16 protein-coding genes and 1 pseudogene (1 of these 17 running past the window's edge) are annotated in these 13,974 nt (G+C 73.1%); 11 read left to right on the top strand and 6 right to left on the bottom strand.

The genetic code is table 11. From position 1 onward, the window contains the following. Positions 1 to 25 precede the first annotated feature (25 nt). The 7 genes from OG900_17085 to OG900_17055 all read left to right on the top strand — a co-directional run bounded on the left by OG900_17085 (position 26) and on the right by OG900_17055 (position 7,639). Positions 26 to 880: a sugar phosphate isomerase/epimerase gene (locus OG900_17085; protein WUH91649.1), complete on the top strand. Its 855-nt coding sequence runs from the start codon at positions 26 to 28 to the stop codon at positions 878 to 880. After that, on the top strand, positions 877 to 1,575 hold the full coding sequence (locus tag OG900_17080; GenBank protein ID WUH91648.1) for a TetR family transcriptional regulator: 699 nt from the start codon (positions 877 to 879) through the stop codon (positions 1,573 to 1,575). Before OG900_17085 ends, OG900_17080 begins: the two co-directional genes overlap by 4 nt. A gap of 138 nt (positions 1,576 to 1,713) precedes the next feature. After that, complete coding sequence (ilvD, locus tag OG900_17075) at positions 1,714 to 3,567, top strand: dihydroxy-acid dehydratase (GenBank protein WUH91647.1); 1,854 nt, start codon at positions 1,714 to 1,716, stop codon at positions 3,565 to 3,567. A gap of 466 nt (positions 3,568 to 4,033) precedes the next feature. Continuing rightward, positions 4,034 to 5,164, top strand: coding sequence for a hypothetical protein (locus OG900_17070; protein WUH91646.1), 1,131 nt, complete (start codon positions 4,034 to 4,036; stop codon positions 5,162 to 5,164). Between the two features lie 439 nt (positions 5,165 to 5,603). Next, complete coding sequence (locus OG900_17065; protein WUH95804.1) at positions 5,604 to 5,963, top strand: subtilase-type protease inhibitor; 360 nt, start codon at positions 5,604 to 5,606, stop codon at positions 5,961 to 5,963. Between the two features lie 118 nt (positions 5,964 to 6,081). Beyond that, entirely contained in the window at positions 6,082 to 6,342 is a 261-nt protein-coding gene (locus OG900_17060; GenBank protein WUH91645.1) for a GlsB/YeaQ/YmgE family stress response membrane protein, read from the top strand. Between the two features lie 49 nt (positions 6,343 to 6,391). Beyond that, positions 6,392 to 7,639: a GNAT family N-acetyltransferase gene (locus OG900_17055; protein ID WUH91644.1), complete on the top strand. Its 1,248-nt coding sequence runs from the start codon at positions 6,392 to 6,394 to the stop codon at positions 7,637 to 7,639. Between the two features lie 9 nt (positions 7,640 to 7,648). On the opposite strand, the gene OG900_17050 is transcribed toward OG900_17055, so the two are convergent. Then, positions 7,649 to 8,281, bottom strand: coding sequence for a Uma2 family endonuclease (locus OG900_17050; protein WUH91643.1), 633 nt, complete (start codon positions 8,279 to 8,281; stop codon positions 7,649 to 7,651). Between the two features lie 106 nt (positions 8,282 to 8,387). Further along, positions 8,388 to 8,498: pseudogene (locus OG900_17045) on the bottom strand (DNA-binding response regulator). A 68-nt stretch (positions 8,499 to 8,566) separates the two neighbouring features. Between OG900_17045 and OG900_17040 the strand changes: the two are divergent. Beyond that, complete coding sequence (locus OG900_17040) at positions 8,567 to 9,040, top strand: hypothetical protein (GenBank protein WUH91642.1); 474 nt, start codon at positions 8,567 to 8,569, stop codon at positions 9,038 to 9,040. Positions 9,041 to 9,149: 109 nt separating this feature from the next. On the opposite strand, the gene OG900_17035 is transcribed toward OG900_17040, so the two are convergent. The 3 genes from OG900_17035 to OG900_17025 all read right to left on the bottom strand — a co-directional run bounded on the left by OG900_17035 (position 9,150) and on the right by OG900_17025 (position 11,315). Next, entirely contained in the window at positions 9,150 to 9,617 is a 468-nt protein-coding gene (locus OG900_17035; GenBank protein ID WUH91641.1) for a hypothetical protein, read from the bottom strand. A gap of 181 nt (positions 9,618 to 9,798) precedes the next feature. Continuing rightward, positions 9,799 to 10,701 (bottom strand): SDR family oxidoreductase, encoded by a 903-nt coding sequence (locus OG900_17030; protein ID WUH91640.1) that lies wholly within the window; start codon positions 10,699 to 10,701, stop codon positions 9,799 to 9,801. After that, positions 10,698 to 11,315 carry a TetR/AcrR family transcriptional regulator gene (locus OG900_17025; protein ID WUH91639.1) on the bottom strand — a complete coding sequence of 206 codons (618 nt, stop codon included), beginning with the start codon at positions 11,313 to 11,315 and terminating at the stop codon, positions 10,698 to 10,700. Before OG900_17025 ends, OG900_17030 begins: the two co-directional genes overlap by 4 nt. Before the next feature lie 145 nt (positions 11,316 to 11,460). Here OG900_17025 and OG900_17020 point away from each other — a divergent pair, with 145 nt between their 5' ends. From OG900_17020 to proC, 3 genes are read left to right on the top strand one after another with little or no spacing between them, the layout of a single operon-like run. Beyond that, positions 11,461 to 12,309, top strand: coding sequence for an ABC transporter ATP-binding protein (locus OG900_17020; protein ID WUH91638.1), 849 nt, complete (start codon positions 11,461 to 11,463; stop codon positions 12,307 to 12,309). Next, the gene (locus OG900_17015; protein ID WUH91637.1) at positions 12,306 to 13,043 is read left to right on the top strand and encodes an ABC transporter permease; all 738 of its coding nucleotides are present in this window, start codon (positions 12,306 to 12,308) and stop codon (positions 13,041 to 13,043) included. The genes OG900_17020 and OG900_17015 overlap by 4 nt, the downstream gene beginning before the upstream one ends. 53 nt (positions 13,044 to 13,096) lie before the next feature. Then, positions 13,097 to 13,906: a pyrroline-5-carboxylate reductase gene (gene proC / locus OG900_17010; protein ID WUH91636.1), complete on the top strand. Its 810-nt coding sequence runs from the start codon at positions 13,097 to 13,099 to the stop codon at positions 13,904 to 13,906. A gap of 11 nt (positions 13,907 to 13,917) precedes the next feature. On the opposite strand, the gene trpS is transcribed toward proC, so the two are convergent. Continuing rightward, positions 13,918 to 13,974, bottom strand: the 3' end of a protein-coding gene (gene trpS / locus OG900_17005) for a tryptophan--tRNA ligase (protein ID WUH91635.1). Its footprint extends 954 nt past the window's final position; 57 of the gene's 1,011 nt are visible here — the last part of the coding sequence; its start codon lies beyond the right edge, outside the window; it ends in the stop codon at positions 13,918 to 13,920.

Raw genomic sequence — 13,974 nt, 5'->3', positions numbered from 1 at the left:
GGGACCCCGCCGTACGCTGGCTCCCGTGGCTGAACCAGTGGACCCCAGGAAGCGAACCGGCGGCGTATCCGGCGTGAAGGTCGCGCTGTCCACGGCCTCGGTGTATCCGGAGTCCACGGCGACGGCGTTCGAGATCGCCGCCCGGCTCGGATACGACGGGGTCGAGGTGATGGTGTGGACCGACCCGGTGAGCCAGGACGTGGACGCGCTGCGGCGGCTCTCGGACTACCACCGGATGCCGGTGCTCGCCGTGCACGCGCCCTGCCTCCTGATCACCCAGCGGGTGTGGTCCACCGACCCGTGGGTGAAGCTCCAGCGGGCCAGGAAGGCCGCGCAGCGGCTGGGCGCGTCCACGGTCGTGGTGCACCCGCCCTTCCGGTGGCAGCGCAACTACGCCCGGGACTTCGTCCGCGGCATCTGGCGCATGGCGGACGAGACCGACGTGCGCTTCGCGGTCGAGAACATGTACCCGTGGCGCTACCGCGACCGCGAGATGCTGGCGTACGCCCCTGACTGGGACGTGACGCGCGAGGACTACCGGCACTTCACGGTGGACCTGTCGCACGCGGCGACGTCCCGTACGGAGACGCTGGAGATGGTCGCGCGGATGGGCGACCGGCTCGCGCACGTCCACCTCGCGGACGGCAGCGGCTCGGCGAAGGACGAGCACCTGGTGCCGGGGCGCGGGTCCCAGCCGTGCGGGGCGCTGCTGGAGTCGCTGGCGGCGAGCGACTACCGCGGGCATGTGGTGATCGAGGTCAACACCCGGCGGGCGATGTCGGCGGCCGAGCGCGAGGGCGACCTCGCGGAGGCGCTGTCCTTCACCCGCCGCCACCTGGCGGTGCCGTCGCCGTCCCGCCCGCCGTCGGTCCGGGCATGAGCGCGACGGCCCCCGGCACGCCCTCCGGCGCGTCCGCGAACGACGGTACGGGCGACGCCACGGGCGACGCGCCCCGCCGCCGCGGCCGGCCCGCGGGGACGCGGGCCGGAGCCGGGGCGGGGACCCGGGAGCGCATCCTCGCCGCCGCCCGCGAGGAATTCTCCGTCCACGGCTTCGACAAGACCTCCGTCCGCTCCATCGGCAAGGCCGCCGGTGTGGACGCGGCCCTGGTCCACCACTACTTCGGCACCAAGGAGCAGGTCTTCGCCGCCGCGATCGAGGTGTCCTTCGGCCCGGCGCTCGAACTGCCCGCCGCCCTGGCCGCGGGCGACTCCGAGGGCATGGGGGAGCGGGTCGCCCGCTTCATGCTGGGCATCTGGGAGAACCCGGTCACCCGGGAGCCGCTGCTGGCGATCGTCCGCTCCGCCGTCACCAACGAGCGGGCCGCCGCCGTCTTCCGCGGCCTGGTCGGCCGCCGGGTGCTGGCCCGGGTGGCGGGGGAGCTGCGGGTGCCCGACCCGGAATTCCGGGTGCAGCTCGCCGCGGCGCAGCTGGTCGGGATCATCATGCTGCGCTACGTGGTGAAGGTGGAGCCGATCGCCTCGGCCGAGCCCGACGACCTGGTGGCGCTGGTCGCGCCGACGCTCCAGCGCTATCTGACCGACCCGGACGTGCGCCCGGGCGCCGGCGCGTAGAGCCGCGGCTTCCGTCATCCGGACGAGTTGTCCGGATCCTGGGCGACGGGCGTACCCTCGACGGCACGGTCGCGCGTCGCGGCCGCGTACGAGCTGTACCAGCTGTACGAGCTGAGTGAACCCTAGGGAGTGGACACCGTGCCCGAGCTGAGGTCACGTACGGTCACCCACGGCCGCAACATGGCAGGCGCCCGCGCGCTGATGCGCGCGTCCGGCGTGGACAGCGCCGACATCGGCAAGCCGATCGTCGCGGTCGCCAACAGCTTCACCGAGTTCGTACCCGGGCACACCCACCTCCAGCCGGTCGGCCGGATCGTCTCCGAGGCGATCAAAGCGGCGGGCGCTATCCCGCGCGAGTTCAACACCATCGCCGTGGACGACGGCATCGCCATGGGCCACGGCGGCATGCTCTACTCCCTGCCGTCCCGCGACCTGATCGCCGACTCGGTCGAATACATGGTGGAGGCGCACTGCGCCGACGCGCTGATCTGCATCTCCAACTGCGACAAGATCACCCCGGGCATGCTGATGGCCGCCCTGCGGCTGAACATCCCCACGGTCTTCGTCTCCGGCGGCCCCATGGAGGCCGGGCGCGCGACCCTGGTCGACGGCACGGTCCGCAAGCTCGACCTGATCAACGCCATCGCCGACGCCGTCGACGAGAACGTCTCGGACGCCGACATCCTCCGCATCGAGGAGAACGCCTGCCCGACCTGCGGGTCCTGCTCCGGGATGTTCACCGCGAACTCGATGAACTGCCTGACCGAGGCGATGGGCCTGGCCCTGCCGGGCAACGGCTCGGTGCTGGCCACCCACACCGCGCGCAAGGCGCTGTACGAGGACGCCGGCCGCACGGTCGTCGAGCTGACCAGGCGCTACTACGAGCAGGACGACGCGTCCGTGCTGCCGCGGGCCATCGCGACCCAGGCCGCCTTCGAGAACGCCATGGCGCTGGACATCGCCATGGGCGGCTCCACCAACACCATCCTGCACCTGCTGGCCGCCGCCCAGGAGGCCGAGCTGGACTACGGCCTGACCGACATCGACGCCGTCTCGCGCCGGGTGCCCTGCCTGGCGAAGGTCGCGCCGAACGTGGCGCCCGGCGGCACGTACTACATGGAGGACGTGCACCGGGCCGGCGGCATCCCGGCGATCCTCGGCGAGCTCTACCGCGGCGGGCTGCTCAACGAGGACGTGCACACCGTCCACTCCCGCTCCATCAAGGAGTGGCTGGACACCTGGGACGTCCGCGGCGGCTCCCCGTCCGAGTCCGCCCTCGAGATGTGGCACGCGGCCCCCGGCTGCGTCCGCTCCGCGCAGGCCTTCTCGCAGTCCGAGCGCTGGGACACCCTCGACACCGACGCGGCCGGCGGCTGCATCCGCGACGTCGAGCACGCGTACTCCAAGGACGGCGGCCTCGCCGTGCTGCGCGGCAACCTCGCCGTGGACGGCGCCGTCGTGAAGACCGCGGGCGTCGACGAGTCCATCTGGACCTTCGAGGGCCCCGCGGTCGTGTGCGAGTCCCAGGAGGAGGCCGTCGAGAAGATCCTCCGCAAGGAGATCGAGCCCGGCGACGTGATCGTCATCCGCTACGAGGGCCCGCGCGGCGGCCCCGGCATGCAGGAGATGCTCTACCCCACCTCGTATCTGAAGGGCCGCGGCCTCGGCAAGTCCTGCGCCCTGATCACCGACGGCCGCTTCTCCGGCGGCACTTCGGGCCTGTCCATCGGCCACGCCTCCCCGGAGGCGGCCTCGGGCGGCACCATCGCCCTGGTCGAGGACGGCGACCGCATCCGGATCGACATCCCGGCGCGGTCGATGGAACTGCTGGTCTCCGACGAGGAGCTGGCGTCCCGGCGGGAGGCCCTCGGCGGGGTGTACGCCCCGCGGGCGCGCGAGCGCAAGGTGTCCATGGCGCTGCGGGCCTACGCGGCGATGGCCACCAGCGCGGACCGGGGTGCGGTGCGGGACATCTCCAAACTCGAAGGCTGAGCTTGCGGGTTGCTGGTGAGCCGCCCCGGGACTTCCCGGGGCGGCTTTCCGCTGTCAAGCTGCCGGCGGTCAGTTCCGGCCGAGGACGGCCAGGGCGCCGGCGGCGAGGACGGCCGCCGGCCGGCGCGTTCCACGAACGCGGATGCGCATCGACATCTGTCGTCCCCTTTGACACTGGCGCCGATTGGTGCGGGTATCGGGTGAGATGGGGGGAAGTCGGGAGTGCTCGGCAGAAGTTACTGACCGGTCAGTCGATGGTCAATGGTCCGCGCACGTGTCGGACGCCCGCTGTTGGCCCGCGACCGCACTTCCTGTTCGGAAACCCGACTCCCAGGGCTGCGACGGTGACTTCTTCACCGGTTCGCTGCATTCCGGTCGCGTCCCCGCACCGGACCGCGCCCGGCAGCGGACGTCCCGGACGGATGCCCGCATCCTGAAAGCCGGGCACGAACAGGGGGGCGGGGAAGTGGAGTTCACGATCAGCGGGCGGCTGCGGCAGCGGGGCGCCTGGATGCTGCGGGCCGCCGCCGCCGGCTTCACGGGACTCATCGTGTGGCTGGCGGTACGAGGGGTCCCGTCCAGCCCCGCAGGACCGCTGACCGTCGCGGCGCTGTCCGCGCTGTGCGGGCTGCGCGGCGCGGCGGAATTGCGCAGGGCCCGCAGGCCCTTCCGGCTGCGGGCCGACAGCTTCGGACTGACCCTGCACGACGCCGAATTGAGCTGGGAGCAGATCGACGCGGTCGCGCTCGAATACCGGAAGTCCGACGAGGACTCGGCGCCGATGAGGCCCAAGCTCGTCCTGTGGACGGTGCCCGGGGTCTCCCTGCCGCGCAAGGCGGACAACGCCTACATGCCGCGCATCGTCGAGGCGCTCGGCCTGACGCTCGACGGGCGGTCCCGCTACACCCTGCTCGACACGGACGACCTCGACCAGCCGCTGTCCGCGCTCGGCGCCGCCCTCGCCGAACACGGCGGCGCCCGCTTCGAGACGGCGCCGCGGTCGGTCCGCACGCCGACCCCGGTCCCCGTCTCCGGCCCCGAACTCCGGGTGCCGCACCTCCCCGAGCAGGTCTTCACCGCCCCCGGGAAAGCCGGCCCCTGGGCGCTGCTCTTCCTCGTCCTCGCGCCGGCCTGCACCGAGCCGCTGGTCGGGTCCTTCTTCGGGCAGCGCCACCCGGTGCCACTGGTCTTCCTCGGCCCCCTCTCCGCGGTGGCCGCGCTCTCGTGGTGGGCCGCGCTGTTCCTCTACGCCCGCTGGCGCCGGCCCCGCCGCCTCGCCGTCGGCCCCAGCGGTATCGCCGCCCGGCGGGCCCCGGGCGCCGAGGAAGTCTTCCTCGGCTGGCCCCAGATCGCCGCGCTCACGGTCGGCCCGCACCCTTCCCGTTCCGGCGCCTGGCTCATCGCCTGGCCCGTCCCGGGCACCACCCTCCCCCCGGACACGCCCGTCCACCTCGCCTCCGGCCACCAGTCCTGCCTCCTGACCCCCCTCGACCGCCTCCCCGGCGGCCCCTCCGCCATCCTCCCGACCCTCGCCCCTTTCGCCGGCGAACGCCTGTCCCCTCCGGGGGCCTCACCAACTCCCAACCCCAGCCCCTGACGCGCCCCGCCCCCGGGTGGCAGCCCCTTGCGGCGCGTCGCTTGCCTGCGACCCGGTGGGGGCTGGTCTCGCAGTTCTCCCCCGGAGCTTCGCCTGGGCGTACCCCCACGCGCCCCCGGGTGGCAGCCCCGTCCTGTCGCGTTCACAGCTGCGTCCCCCGCGGTCGGACGCGCAGTTCCCCGCGCCCCTTTGGGCTCGCGTCCTCTTACGCCCGGCGTTCGCCCCTGCCGGGGGTTCTCTGCGCAGAGGGGCACGCGTTCTTCAGGGGCGCGTGGGGGTACCCCCGGGCGAAGCGCTGGGGGAGAACGGAGCGACAAGCCCCCGCCGGGCCGCAAGGCGGGCAACGCGCCGCAAGGGGGCGTACCCCTTTCGAGGGGTGGTCCGGGTGTGGCGCACCCGGGAGAGCGCGCGCACGCGGTGTCGTGGTGCCGTGAAAGCAATGATGCTCGCCGCCGCATCGGCGGCACTACTCACCGCGGCAAGCCAAGGCGCGGCGGCGCCAACAGCCCCCACCCCGGGGCAGGGGCTCGTGCTGACCGCGGCCACCCGCACCGCGACCCTGTCCTGCGACGGGCTACCGCACGGCACCCACCCCCTCCCGGCATGCACCGCGCTGTCCGCCGCGGAGGGCGACTTCGACGCGCTGCCGGGCCGGCCGGCCGTCTGCCGGGACCCGTACAAGCCGATCAAGGTCACCGCCGAGGGCGAATTCCGCGGCCAACCCGTCCACTGGCGGAAGAAGTTCGCCAATGCCTGCATCCTGCGGGCCGCGACCGGCCCGGTCTTCGCCTTCGCGTGAGCCGCGGCCACCGGCGGTGGCGTCCCGCCCGGACCCGGAGGGAGTGCTTCCGCGGTGGCGGGGAATGCGGCCCTCAGACCCCGAGACGGACCCGGGGCACAAGAGTGAGGCGGCAGACATGTCATTCCTCTGGGCAATCGTCGCGGGCCTGATCATCGGCCTGCTGGCCAAGCTGGTACTGCCTGGGCGGCAGCCCATCCCGCTGTGGCTGACGATCCTGCTGGGCGCGATCGGCGGCCTGCTGGGCAACGGCCTGGCCTCGGCCTTCGACGTCGCGGACACCAACGGGGTCGACTGGATACGGCACGCCATGCAGATCGGCGCGGCCGCGGTGCTGATCGCGCTGATCACGCCGATGTACGGTCGGCGCCGCGTCTGAGGCCGACCGCCGGCGGCCCGCGTCCCGCCCGGGACGTAGGGTGCCGTCCATGAGCAGGCACATATCCTTCGAGCGGCTGCACAATTTCCGTGACCTCGGCGGTTACCCGACCGCCGACGGCCAGGTCGTGCGGTGGGGCAGGCTCTTCCGCTCCGACTCGCTCGGAAAGCTCGGGGGTGCCGACTGGGACCGCTTCCTCGGTCTGGGGGTCGCCGCGGTCATCGACCTGCGGTATCCGTGGGAGGTCGACGCGAAGGGCCGGGTGCCCGAGCACCCGTCCTTCGACTACCACAACCTCAGCATCGAGCACCGGACCTACGACCAGCCGTCGTTGGGGCCCGAGGTGGAGATCGGGCCGTTCCTGGCCGAGCGGTTCATGGAGGTCGCGCAGGACGGCGTCAAGGAGTTGCGGCAGGCGCTGGACGTCATCGCCGCCCCGGACGCCGGCCCGGTGGTCTTCCACTGCGCTTCCGGCAAGGACCGCACCGGTCAACTCGCCGCTCTGGTACTGGCGTTGCTGGGGGTGCCCGAGGACGTCATCGTCGAGGACTTCGCGCTCACCGAGCTGGCAGCGGAGCGCCTGCTCGCCGACTGGCGTGCCGACCACGGTGGTGAGTCGCCGCGCTGGCCCGGCTATCCCCACGCGCCGGCCGACGTGATGCGGCTCTTCCTCGCGTCGATGGCGCAGACGTACGGGTCCGTCGAGGCTTACGCGGCAGGGGAGTTGGGCGTCGACGCGGAGCTGGTCGCCGCCCTGCGCCGCAATCTGCTCGAACCCGCGCTCGCCTTCCGCCGCGCGGACACCGCCGACCTGCCGGTCCTGGTCGGCCTGCGCGACGCCGCCGCCCGCTGGCAGCTCGCCCGCGGCATCGACCAGTGGCAGCCGGGCGAGCTGGGCGAGGACCACTTCCGCGCCCGCCTCGCGGACGGCGAGGTCTGGATCGCCACCCTCGGCCCCGACGGCCCGGTCGCCGGCGCCTGGGAGCTGTGGTGGCAGGACCCGGCGGCCTGGGGCACCCGGCCGGGCGCCGCCGGCTACGTCCACCGCCTGATGACCGACCGCACCACCGCCCCACCCGGCACCGGCCGCCGCCTCCTGGCCGAGGCGGAACGCCGCATCGCCGAAGCGGGCCTCCCCCTGTGCCGCCTCGACTGCCTCGCCACCAACCCGGCCCTGCGCGCCTACTACGAGGCAGCCGGTTACGAGGCCGTCGGCGAACAGCCCGCGAAATCCGGCACCCGCAAGGCCGCTTACGCGGTCACCCTCCTGGAGAAGCACCTCACGCCGCAGCAGTGACCAGCCGCCTTACAGGTGGTCGATCCCGGTGAGGTCGATGGCGATCTCGTAGGGAACGGTCACCTTGAGCAGGTCCCGGTGGATGCCGGTGAGGGCGTACGCCTTGGACGCGGGATCCAGTTCGTAGACGTAGACCACGGGGCGGGCCGTCTCCCCGGCCATCTCCACCCGCCAGAAGTGCGGGATGCCCGCGGCCGCGTATTTGTGCGGCTTGGTGTCCCGGTCGCGGGACTCAGACTCGGGGGACACCACCTCGACGGCCAGAACGACGTCCTTGGCCTCGTAGCGAGTGGTGAGCAGGTCGCCGTCCGCCTCGGCGTCGACAATGACGAGGTCGGGCTCGGGGACGGTGCGCCGGCTCAACACCACGGCCATCTCCCTGCGCACGCGCAGATTCTCCGGAAGGGTGCTGCGCAGCGCGTAGACCAACAGGTCGATTGCCAGCGTGTGGAACTTCCGCTGCGGACTCACGAAGACGAGACTCCCGTCGATCAGTTGCGTATGCGGCGGGAGGTCGAGCTGGTAGAGGTGGTCGAGTGTGTAGCCGTCCACCGGCGGAATCGGCCACGCGGAGCCGTTGGGTTGCCGGGCATCCGAAGGGTCGGTGCCCGACATGGCCTCGGCGATCATGGTTCCTCCCATGAGCGGGATTTTGGCGGATCTCTCCAGCCTACCCACGGCATATGCCACTTCCACCACCCTTTCGGGTGACGCCATCGCGCCCCTCCTCCCACCGACACGAGGCCGGGTCGAAGGTGGTCAGCACCAGGGCGCGGGCCGGGTCGGGGAGGGCGGTGACGATACGGGGCGCCTCGATGCCGTCGAGCCCCGGCATGCGGATGTCGCTCCTGACCACGTCAGCACCCCGCAGGGAGGAGTCCGGGCAAACCGTCGGAGACGGGCGGCATACTTGGTCGGGTGAGCGAGATGACGAAGACCCGGCCGGAGGCCGGCCCGGCACCGGAGGACATCCGGTGGTTCGGCACGACCTGGGTGGACCACGACCGCGGCTACGGCTGGCGCAGGGCCGCCGCGGCGGTCGGCTCCCTGCTCGCCGCGGCGGCCGGCGCCTTCGTGCTGCGGCTCGGCTTCCAAGGCCTGGCCGACGCCGAGATCGGCACCTTCGTCACCGCCATAGCCTTCGTCGGCTTCGCCGTGTGCAGCGTCCTGGCTTTCCAGCGCACCTGGAAGAGCTTCAGCGCCCGCCGCCCGGCCGGTCAGGCCAACGACAACCAGAGCCTGTACGCGATCGGCTTCATCGGCGCCCTCCTGGCGTATTTCGTGCGCTCCCTCACCGAAGCCCCCGGCGAGGCTCTGCACCGCAGCGAGTACGAGGCGGCCCTCGCCCGGCAGGCGAACCGCCCCAAGGGCGGAAAGGCCAAGCGCAGGCCCAAGCGCTAGATCAGGGTGCCCCCCCGCCTGGCCGGCTGAGCCTGCGCAGCGACCGCTGCGATACGAACGCCGCCGGCTGCCGGCCCACCCGACCCCGGGCAGGGGGAGGGCAGAGCCGCTACTTGCGGGACGCCCCGATCACGCCGACCGTGCCCACCACGGCCGCGACCACGGCGCCGTGCCACAACCCGGTCCATACGGTGCTGAAGAAGCCCTGGCTGGTCAGCGCCTGCCGGATGACGAGGTCGCTGAGGAACATCAGCCCGGCCGGCACCGCTGCCACCTGCCACGGGTGCGAGCGCGCCCAGCGCCGCAGGCGCCGGTCGCGGCCCGAGCCGCGTGAGGAATAGCCGAGCACGGCGCCGGAGCCGCCGACGCTGAAGAAGAGCAGGGCCGCGACCGAGATCGCGCCGGACAGGATGCCGAGGCCGAAGTGCCCGTGCACCAGGTGCAGCGCGAGTGACACGCCGCCGCCGAGCGCGCCGACGGCGGCCGCGGGCCGCCAGGGGCCGAGGGTCGCGGACGCCACGGCCAATTGCCGCTTTTCCGCGCCGGAAACAGCGATTTCACGGGATGAACGACTCATACCGCAACGGTCCCTCCGGACCACCGCCAAAGCCATAGGGGATGACCCTGACCCGCCCCCCATGCCCGGCCCACACCGACCCCGTCGGCTGGGGGTGCCCCCACTCGCCCCTGTCGGGCGCCGCCCTGCGTAAAGAGCCCCGAAAGGGCGCCTCCGGCGAAAGGGCGCCCCTGGCGAGGGGCTATAGCGGGCCGTGTTCCGCGGCCAGGTCGCGCGCCCAGTGGGCAGCCCAGTCCGGCTGGGTCCCGTCCGCGTCGGTGAAGCCGTGGGTCTTGTAGAGCGACCACGTCGCGAGCGCCTGGCCGGTCAGGGCCAGCACGTCGGGGTCGGAGGCGAGCGCGGCCACCGCGCGGCCCAGGTAGGCCGGGCTCTCGGAGTAGGCGAAGTGCGGGTCCTTCGCCGCGCCGTCGCGCCAGGTCGCCTCGGTCACCCCGAAGCCTTCGAGCATCGCCTCGGAGCGCAGGAAGCCCGGCGTCAGGGCGACCGCCGCGACGCTGTGCGGGCGCAGCTCGGCGGCCTGTGCGACCGCGAGCCGGATGACCGCGGACTTGGCGAGGTCGTAGAAGAAGGAGCCGCGGTAGCGGGCGGTGTTGCCGTCGGTGACCTCCACCACCAGGCCGCGCCCGCGCGCGACCAGCAGCGGCAGGGCGTAACGGCTGGTGATGACGTGCGTCTCGACTGCCCGCCGCAGCAGCCGCAGCCCGCGGTCGAGGTCCTGCTCCCACAGCGGGTGCTCCCAGTCGGTGAGCGGGTCGCCGCCCCAGACGCAGTTCACGAGCACGTCGAGCCGCCCGTCCTGTTCGGCCGCGATGCGCGCGACCAGCGCCTGGACGTCCTCGGGGTCGCTGTGGTCGGTGCGTGCGGCGATGCCCAGGCCGCCGGCGGCCGTGACCATTTCCGCCGTCTCCTCGACGGTCTCCGGCCGCGCCATGTCGGAGGCCCCCGCCGTACGGCTGCTGCGCCCGGTCACGTAGACCGTCGCGCCTGCGGCGCCCAGCTCGACGGCGATGCCCCGCCCGCCGCCCCGCGTGCCCCCGGCGACCAGCGCCACCGCGCCTGCCAAGGGCCGGCTCTCCGTGGTCATACGTCGTCCTCCCGTTGTGTCGTACGTGCTTCGGTGTGCGGCGCCAGGACGGCCGCGAGTTCCCGTTCGAGCCGCCGCGCGAGGGTGCCCTCGCGGTCCAGCGCCCAGGTCAGCCCGGCGCCCGCGACCACCGTGTGCACGGTCGCGGCGAGCGCGACCGGGTCCGTACCGGCCCGCAGGTCACCGGCGGCGACCGCCTCGGCCAGCAGCTGGAGGTAGGCGGCGCCCTGCGCCTGGTGCACCGCGAGCGCGTGCGCGTGAAGCTCGGGGTCGACGAGGTCGGCGCACAGGAAGGCCAGGTGGTTGGCGTAGCGGTCGGGGGAGTCGAGGGCTCCCGTCGTGCTGACGGCAAGCGCGGTCAGCGCCGCGAGCGCCGAGCCGTGGTCGGCCCGCACCCGGTCGGCGAGGTCGCCGGCGTCGCGTGCGGACCGCTCGGCGAGCGCGAGCAGCAGCCCGCGCTTGGAGCCGAACCGCTGTACGAGCGTGCCGGGGACGAGCCCGACCTCCCCGGCGACCGCGGCGAGCGTGAACCCGGCGGGTCCGTCCCGCCCGATCACCTCGGCGGCGGCGCGCAGGATCACGTCGTCGCCGACCCCGCGGGGGCGTCCGGCCATGGGGACCTCCTGGTTGCCGTCGTCCTGCACGCGCGCACCGCCGCACCGGGACATTAATAAATGCCCGTTCATTTATTAAACCACCCGTCCGAGCGTGACAGTGCACAGGCTTGACGCGACGGCACCCGAGGTGGTTATTCACCTCATGATGAATAACCACCCGGAACCCGCCGTCGAGGCGGCCGGCCTCCACGTCGTCCGGGGCGGCCGTACCGTGCTCGACGACCTCGCCTTCACGATCCCGCGCGGGCAGATCACCGGCCTGCTCGGGCCGAGCGGTTGCGGCAAGTCCACCCTCATGCGGGCCGTCGTCGGCTCCCAGGCGCAGGTCACCGGCACCCTCACCGTCCTCGGCCGCCCCGCGGGCCACCGCGCCCTGCGGCCCAGGGTCGGCTACGTCACGCAGGCGCCGTCCGTCTACACCGACCTCACCGCCCGGCAGAACCTGGACTACTACGCCGCCGTCCTCGGCATCCATCGCCGCGACCGCCCCGCCAAGGTCGACCGCGCCCTGCACGACGTCGACCTCACCTCGCACGCCGACGCCCTGACCGGGAACCTGTCCGGCGGCCAGCGCGGCCGGGTCTCGCTGGCCGTCGCCCTGCTCGGCGAGCCCGAACTCCTCGTGCTCGACGAGCCCACCGTCGGCCTCGACCCGGTGCTGCGCCGCGACCTGTGGCGGCTCTTCCACCGCCTCACCGAGGAACGCGGCGCGACCGTCCTGGTCTCCTCGCACGTCATGGACGAAGCCGAACGCTGCCACCGCCTGCTCCTCATGCGCGACGGCCGGCTGCTCGCCGACGACACCCCCGACGGCCTGCGCCGCAGCACCACGACCTACACCGTCGAGGACGCCTTCCTCCACCTGGTCGACCAGGCCGACGCGGCCGAGAAGAAAAGCACCGAGAAGAAAGGCACCGCCCAGGCCGCCCAGGCCGGCGATGCCACCAGCGCCACCGACACCGCAGCGCCCACGGAGGCGACCCCGTCATGAATCCCGCCCGTACGCTCGCCACCGCCCGCCGGGTCCTGCGCCAGCTCAGCCACGACCCGCGCACCATCGCGCTGATGCTGGTCGTGCCCTGCGTCCTGCTGACGCTGCTCAAATACGTCTTCGACGCCGACCCGCGCAGCTTCGACTCCGCCGGCGCGTCCCTGCTCGGCATCTTCCCGCTGGTCACGATGTTCCTGGTCACGTCCATCGCGACGCTCCGCGAACGCACCTCGGGCACCCTGGAACGCCTGCTGGCCATGCCGCTGGGCAAGGCCGACCTGCTCGTCGGCTACGCCCTCGCCTTCGGCGCCGTCGCCGTCGTCCAGGCCGCGCTCGCCACCGGGCTGACCTTCCTCGGCCTCGGCCTGGACGTGACGGGCTCCGCCTGGCTGCTGCTGGTCGTCGCGCTCGCCGACGCTTTCCTCGGCACCGCGCTGGGCCTGTTCGTCAGCGCCTTCGCGGCCAGCGAATTCCAGGCCGTGCAGTTCCTGCCCGCCATTTTGCTGCCGCAACTGCTGCTCTGCGGCCTGTTCGTGCCGCGCGGCGACATGCAGCCGGTGCTGTCCGGGGTGTCCGACGTGCTGCCGATGTCGTACGCCGTCGACGGCATGAGCCAGGTCTCCCACCACACCGGTATAACCGGCGACTTCGTCCGCGACCTCGCCGTCGTCGCCGGCTGCGCGCTGCTCGCCCTCGCCCTGGGAGCCGCCACCCTGCGCCGCCGCACCGCCTGACCGACACGCGGACGCCGCCGCGTCCGCGTGCGCGCCCACGGCATCATGGCCCCATGACCCAGCAGACAGTCGCCGTCCTCGGCACCGGAAAGATCGGCGAGGCCCTGCTCTCCGGCATGATCCGGGCCGGATGGGCACCCGCCGACCTCCTCGTCACCGCCCGCCGCGAGGACCGGGCCGACGAGCTGCGCGCCCGCTACGGCATCGAGCCCGTCGACAACGCCGAGGCGGCCAAGTCCGCCGACACCCTGATCCTGGCCGTCAAACCGCAGGACATGTCGGCGCTGCTGGAAGAACTGGCCCCGCACGTACCGGCCGACCGCCTGGTCATCAGCGCCGCCGCCGGCGTCCCCACCACCTTCTTCGAGGAGCGCCTCGCCGAGGGCACCCCCGTCGTCCGCGTCATGCCCAACACTCCCGTCCTGGTCGACGAGGGCATGTCGGTGATCTCCGCGGGGCGGTACGCCGACGAGTCCCACCTCGCCCGCACCGAGGCCATCTTCCAGCCGGTCGGCAAGACCCTGCGTGTCCCGGAGAAGCACCAGGACGCCGCCACCGCGCTGTCCGGCTCCGGCCCGGCGTACTTCTACTACCTGGTCGAGGCCATGACCGACGCCGGCATCCTGCTCGGCCTGCCCCGCTCCCAGGCCCACGACCTCATCGTGCAGTCGGCGATCGGCGCCGCCGTGATGCTCCGCGACAGCGGCGAGCACCCGGTCAAGCTCCGCGAGGCCGTCACCTCCCCGGCCGGCACGACGATCAGCGCCATCAGGGAGCTGGAGAACCACGGCGTGCGCGCCGCCCTGCTCGCCGCGCTGGAAGCCGCCCGCGACCGCAGCCGCGAGCTGGCCTCCGGCGCCTGAGCCGTACGGTCTCACGCCGGCGGCAGCAGCCCGATCGCCCGGTAGGCCGCGTCCACGGTCGGCCGGGC

Origin of the sequence: Streptomyces sp. NBC_00433 (assembly GCA_036015235.1) — a bacterium.
GTDB lineage: Bacteria > Actinomycetota > Actinomycetes > Streptomycetales > Streptomycetaceae > Actinacidiphila.
This window is presented reverse-complemented; position numbering and strand designations above follow the sequence as displayed.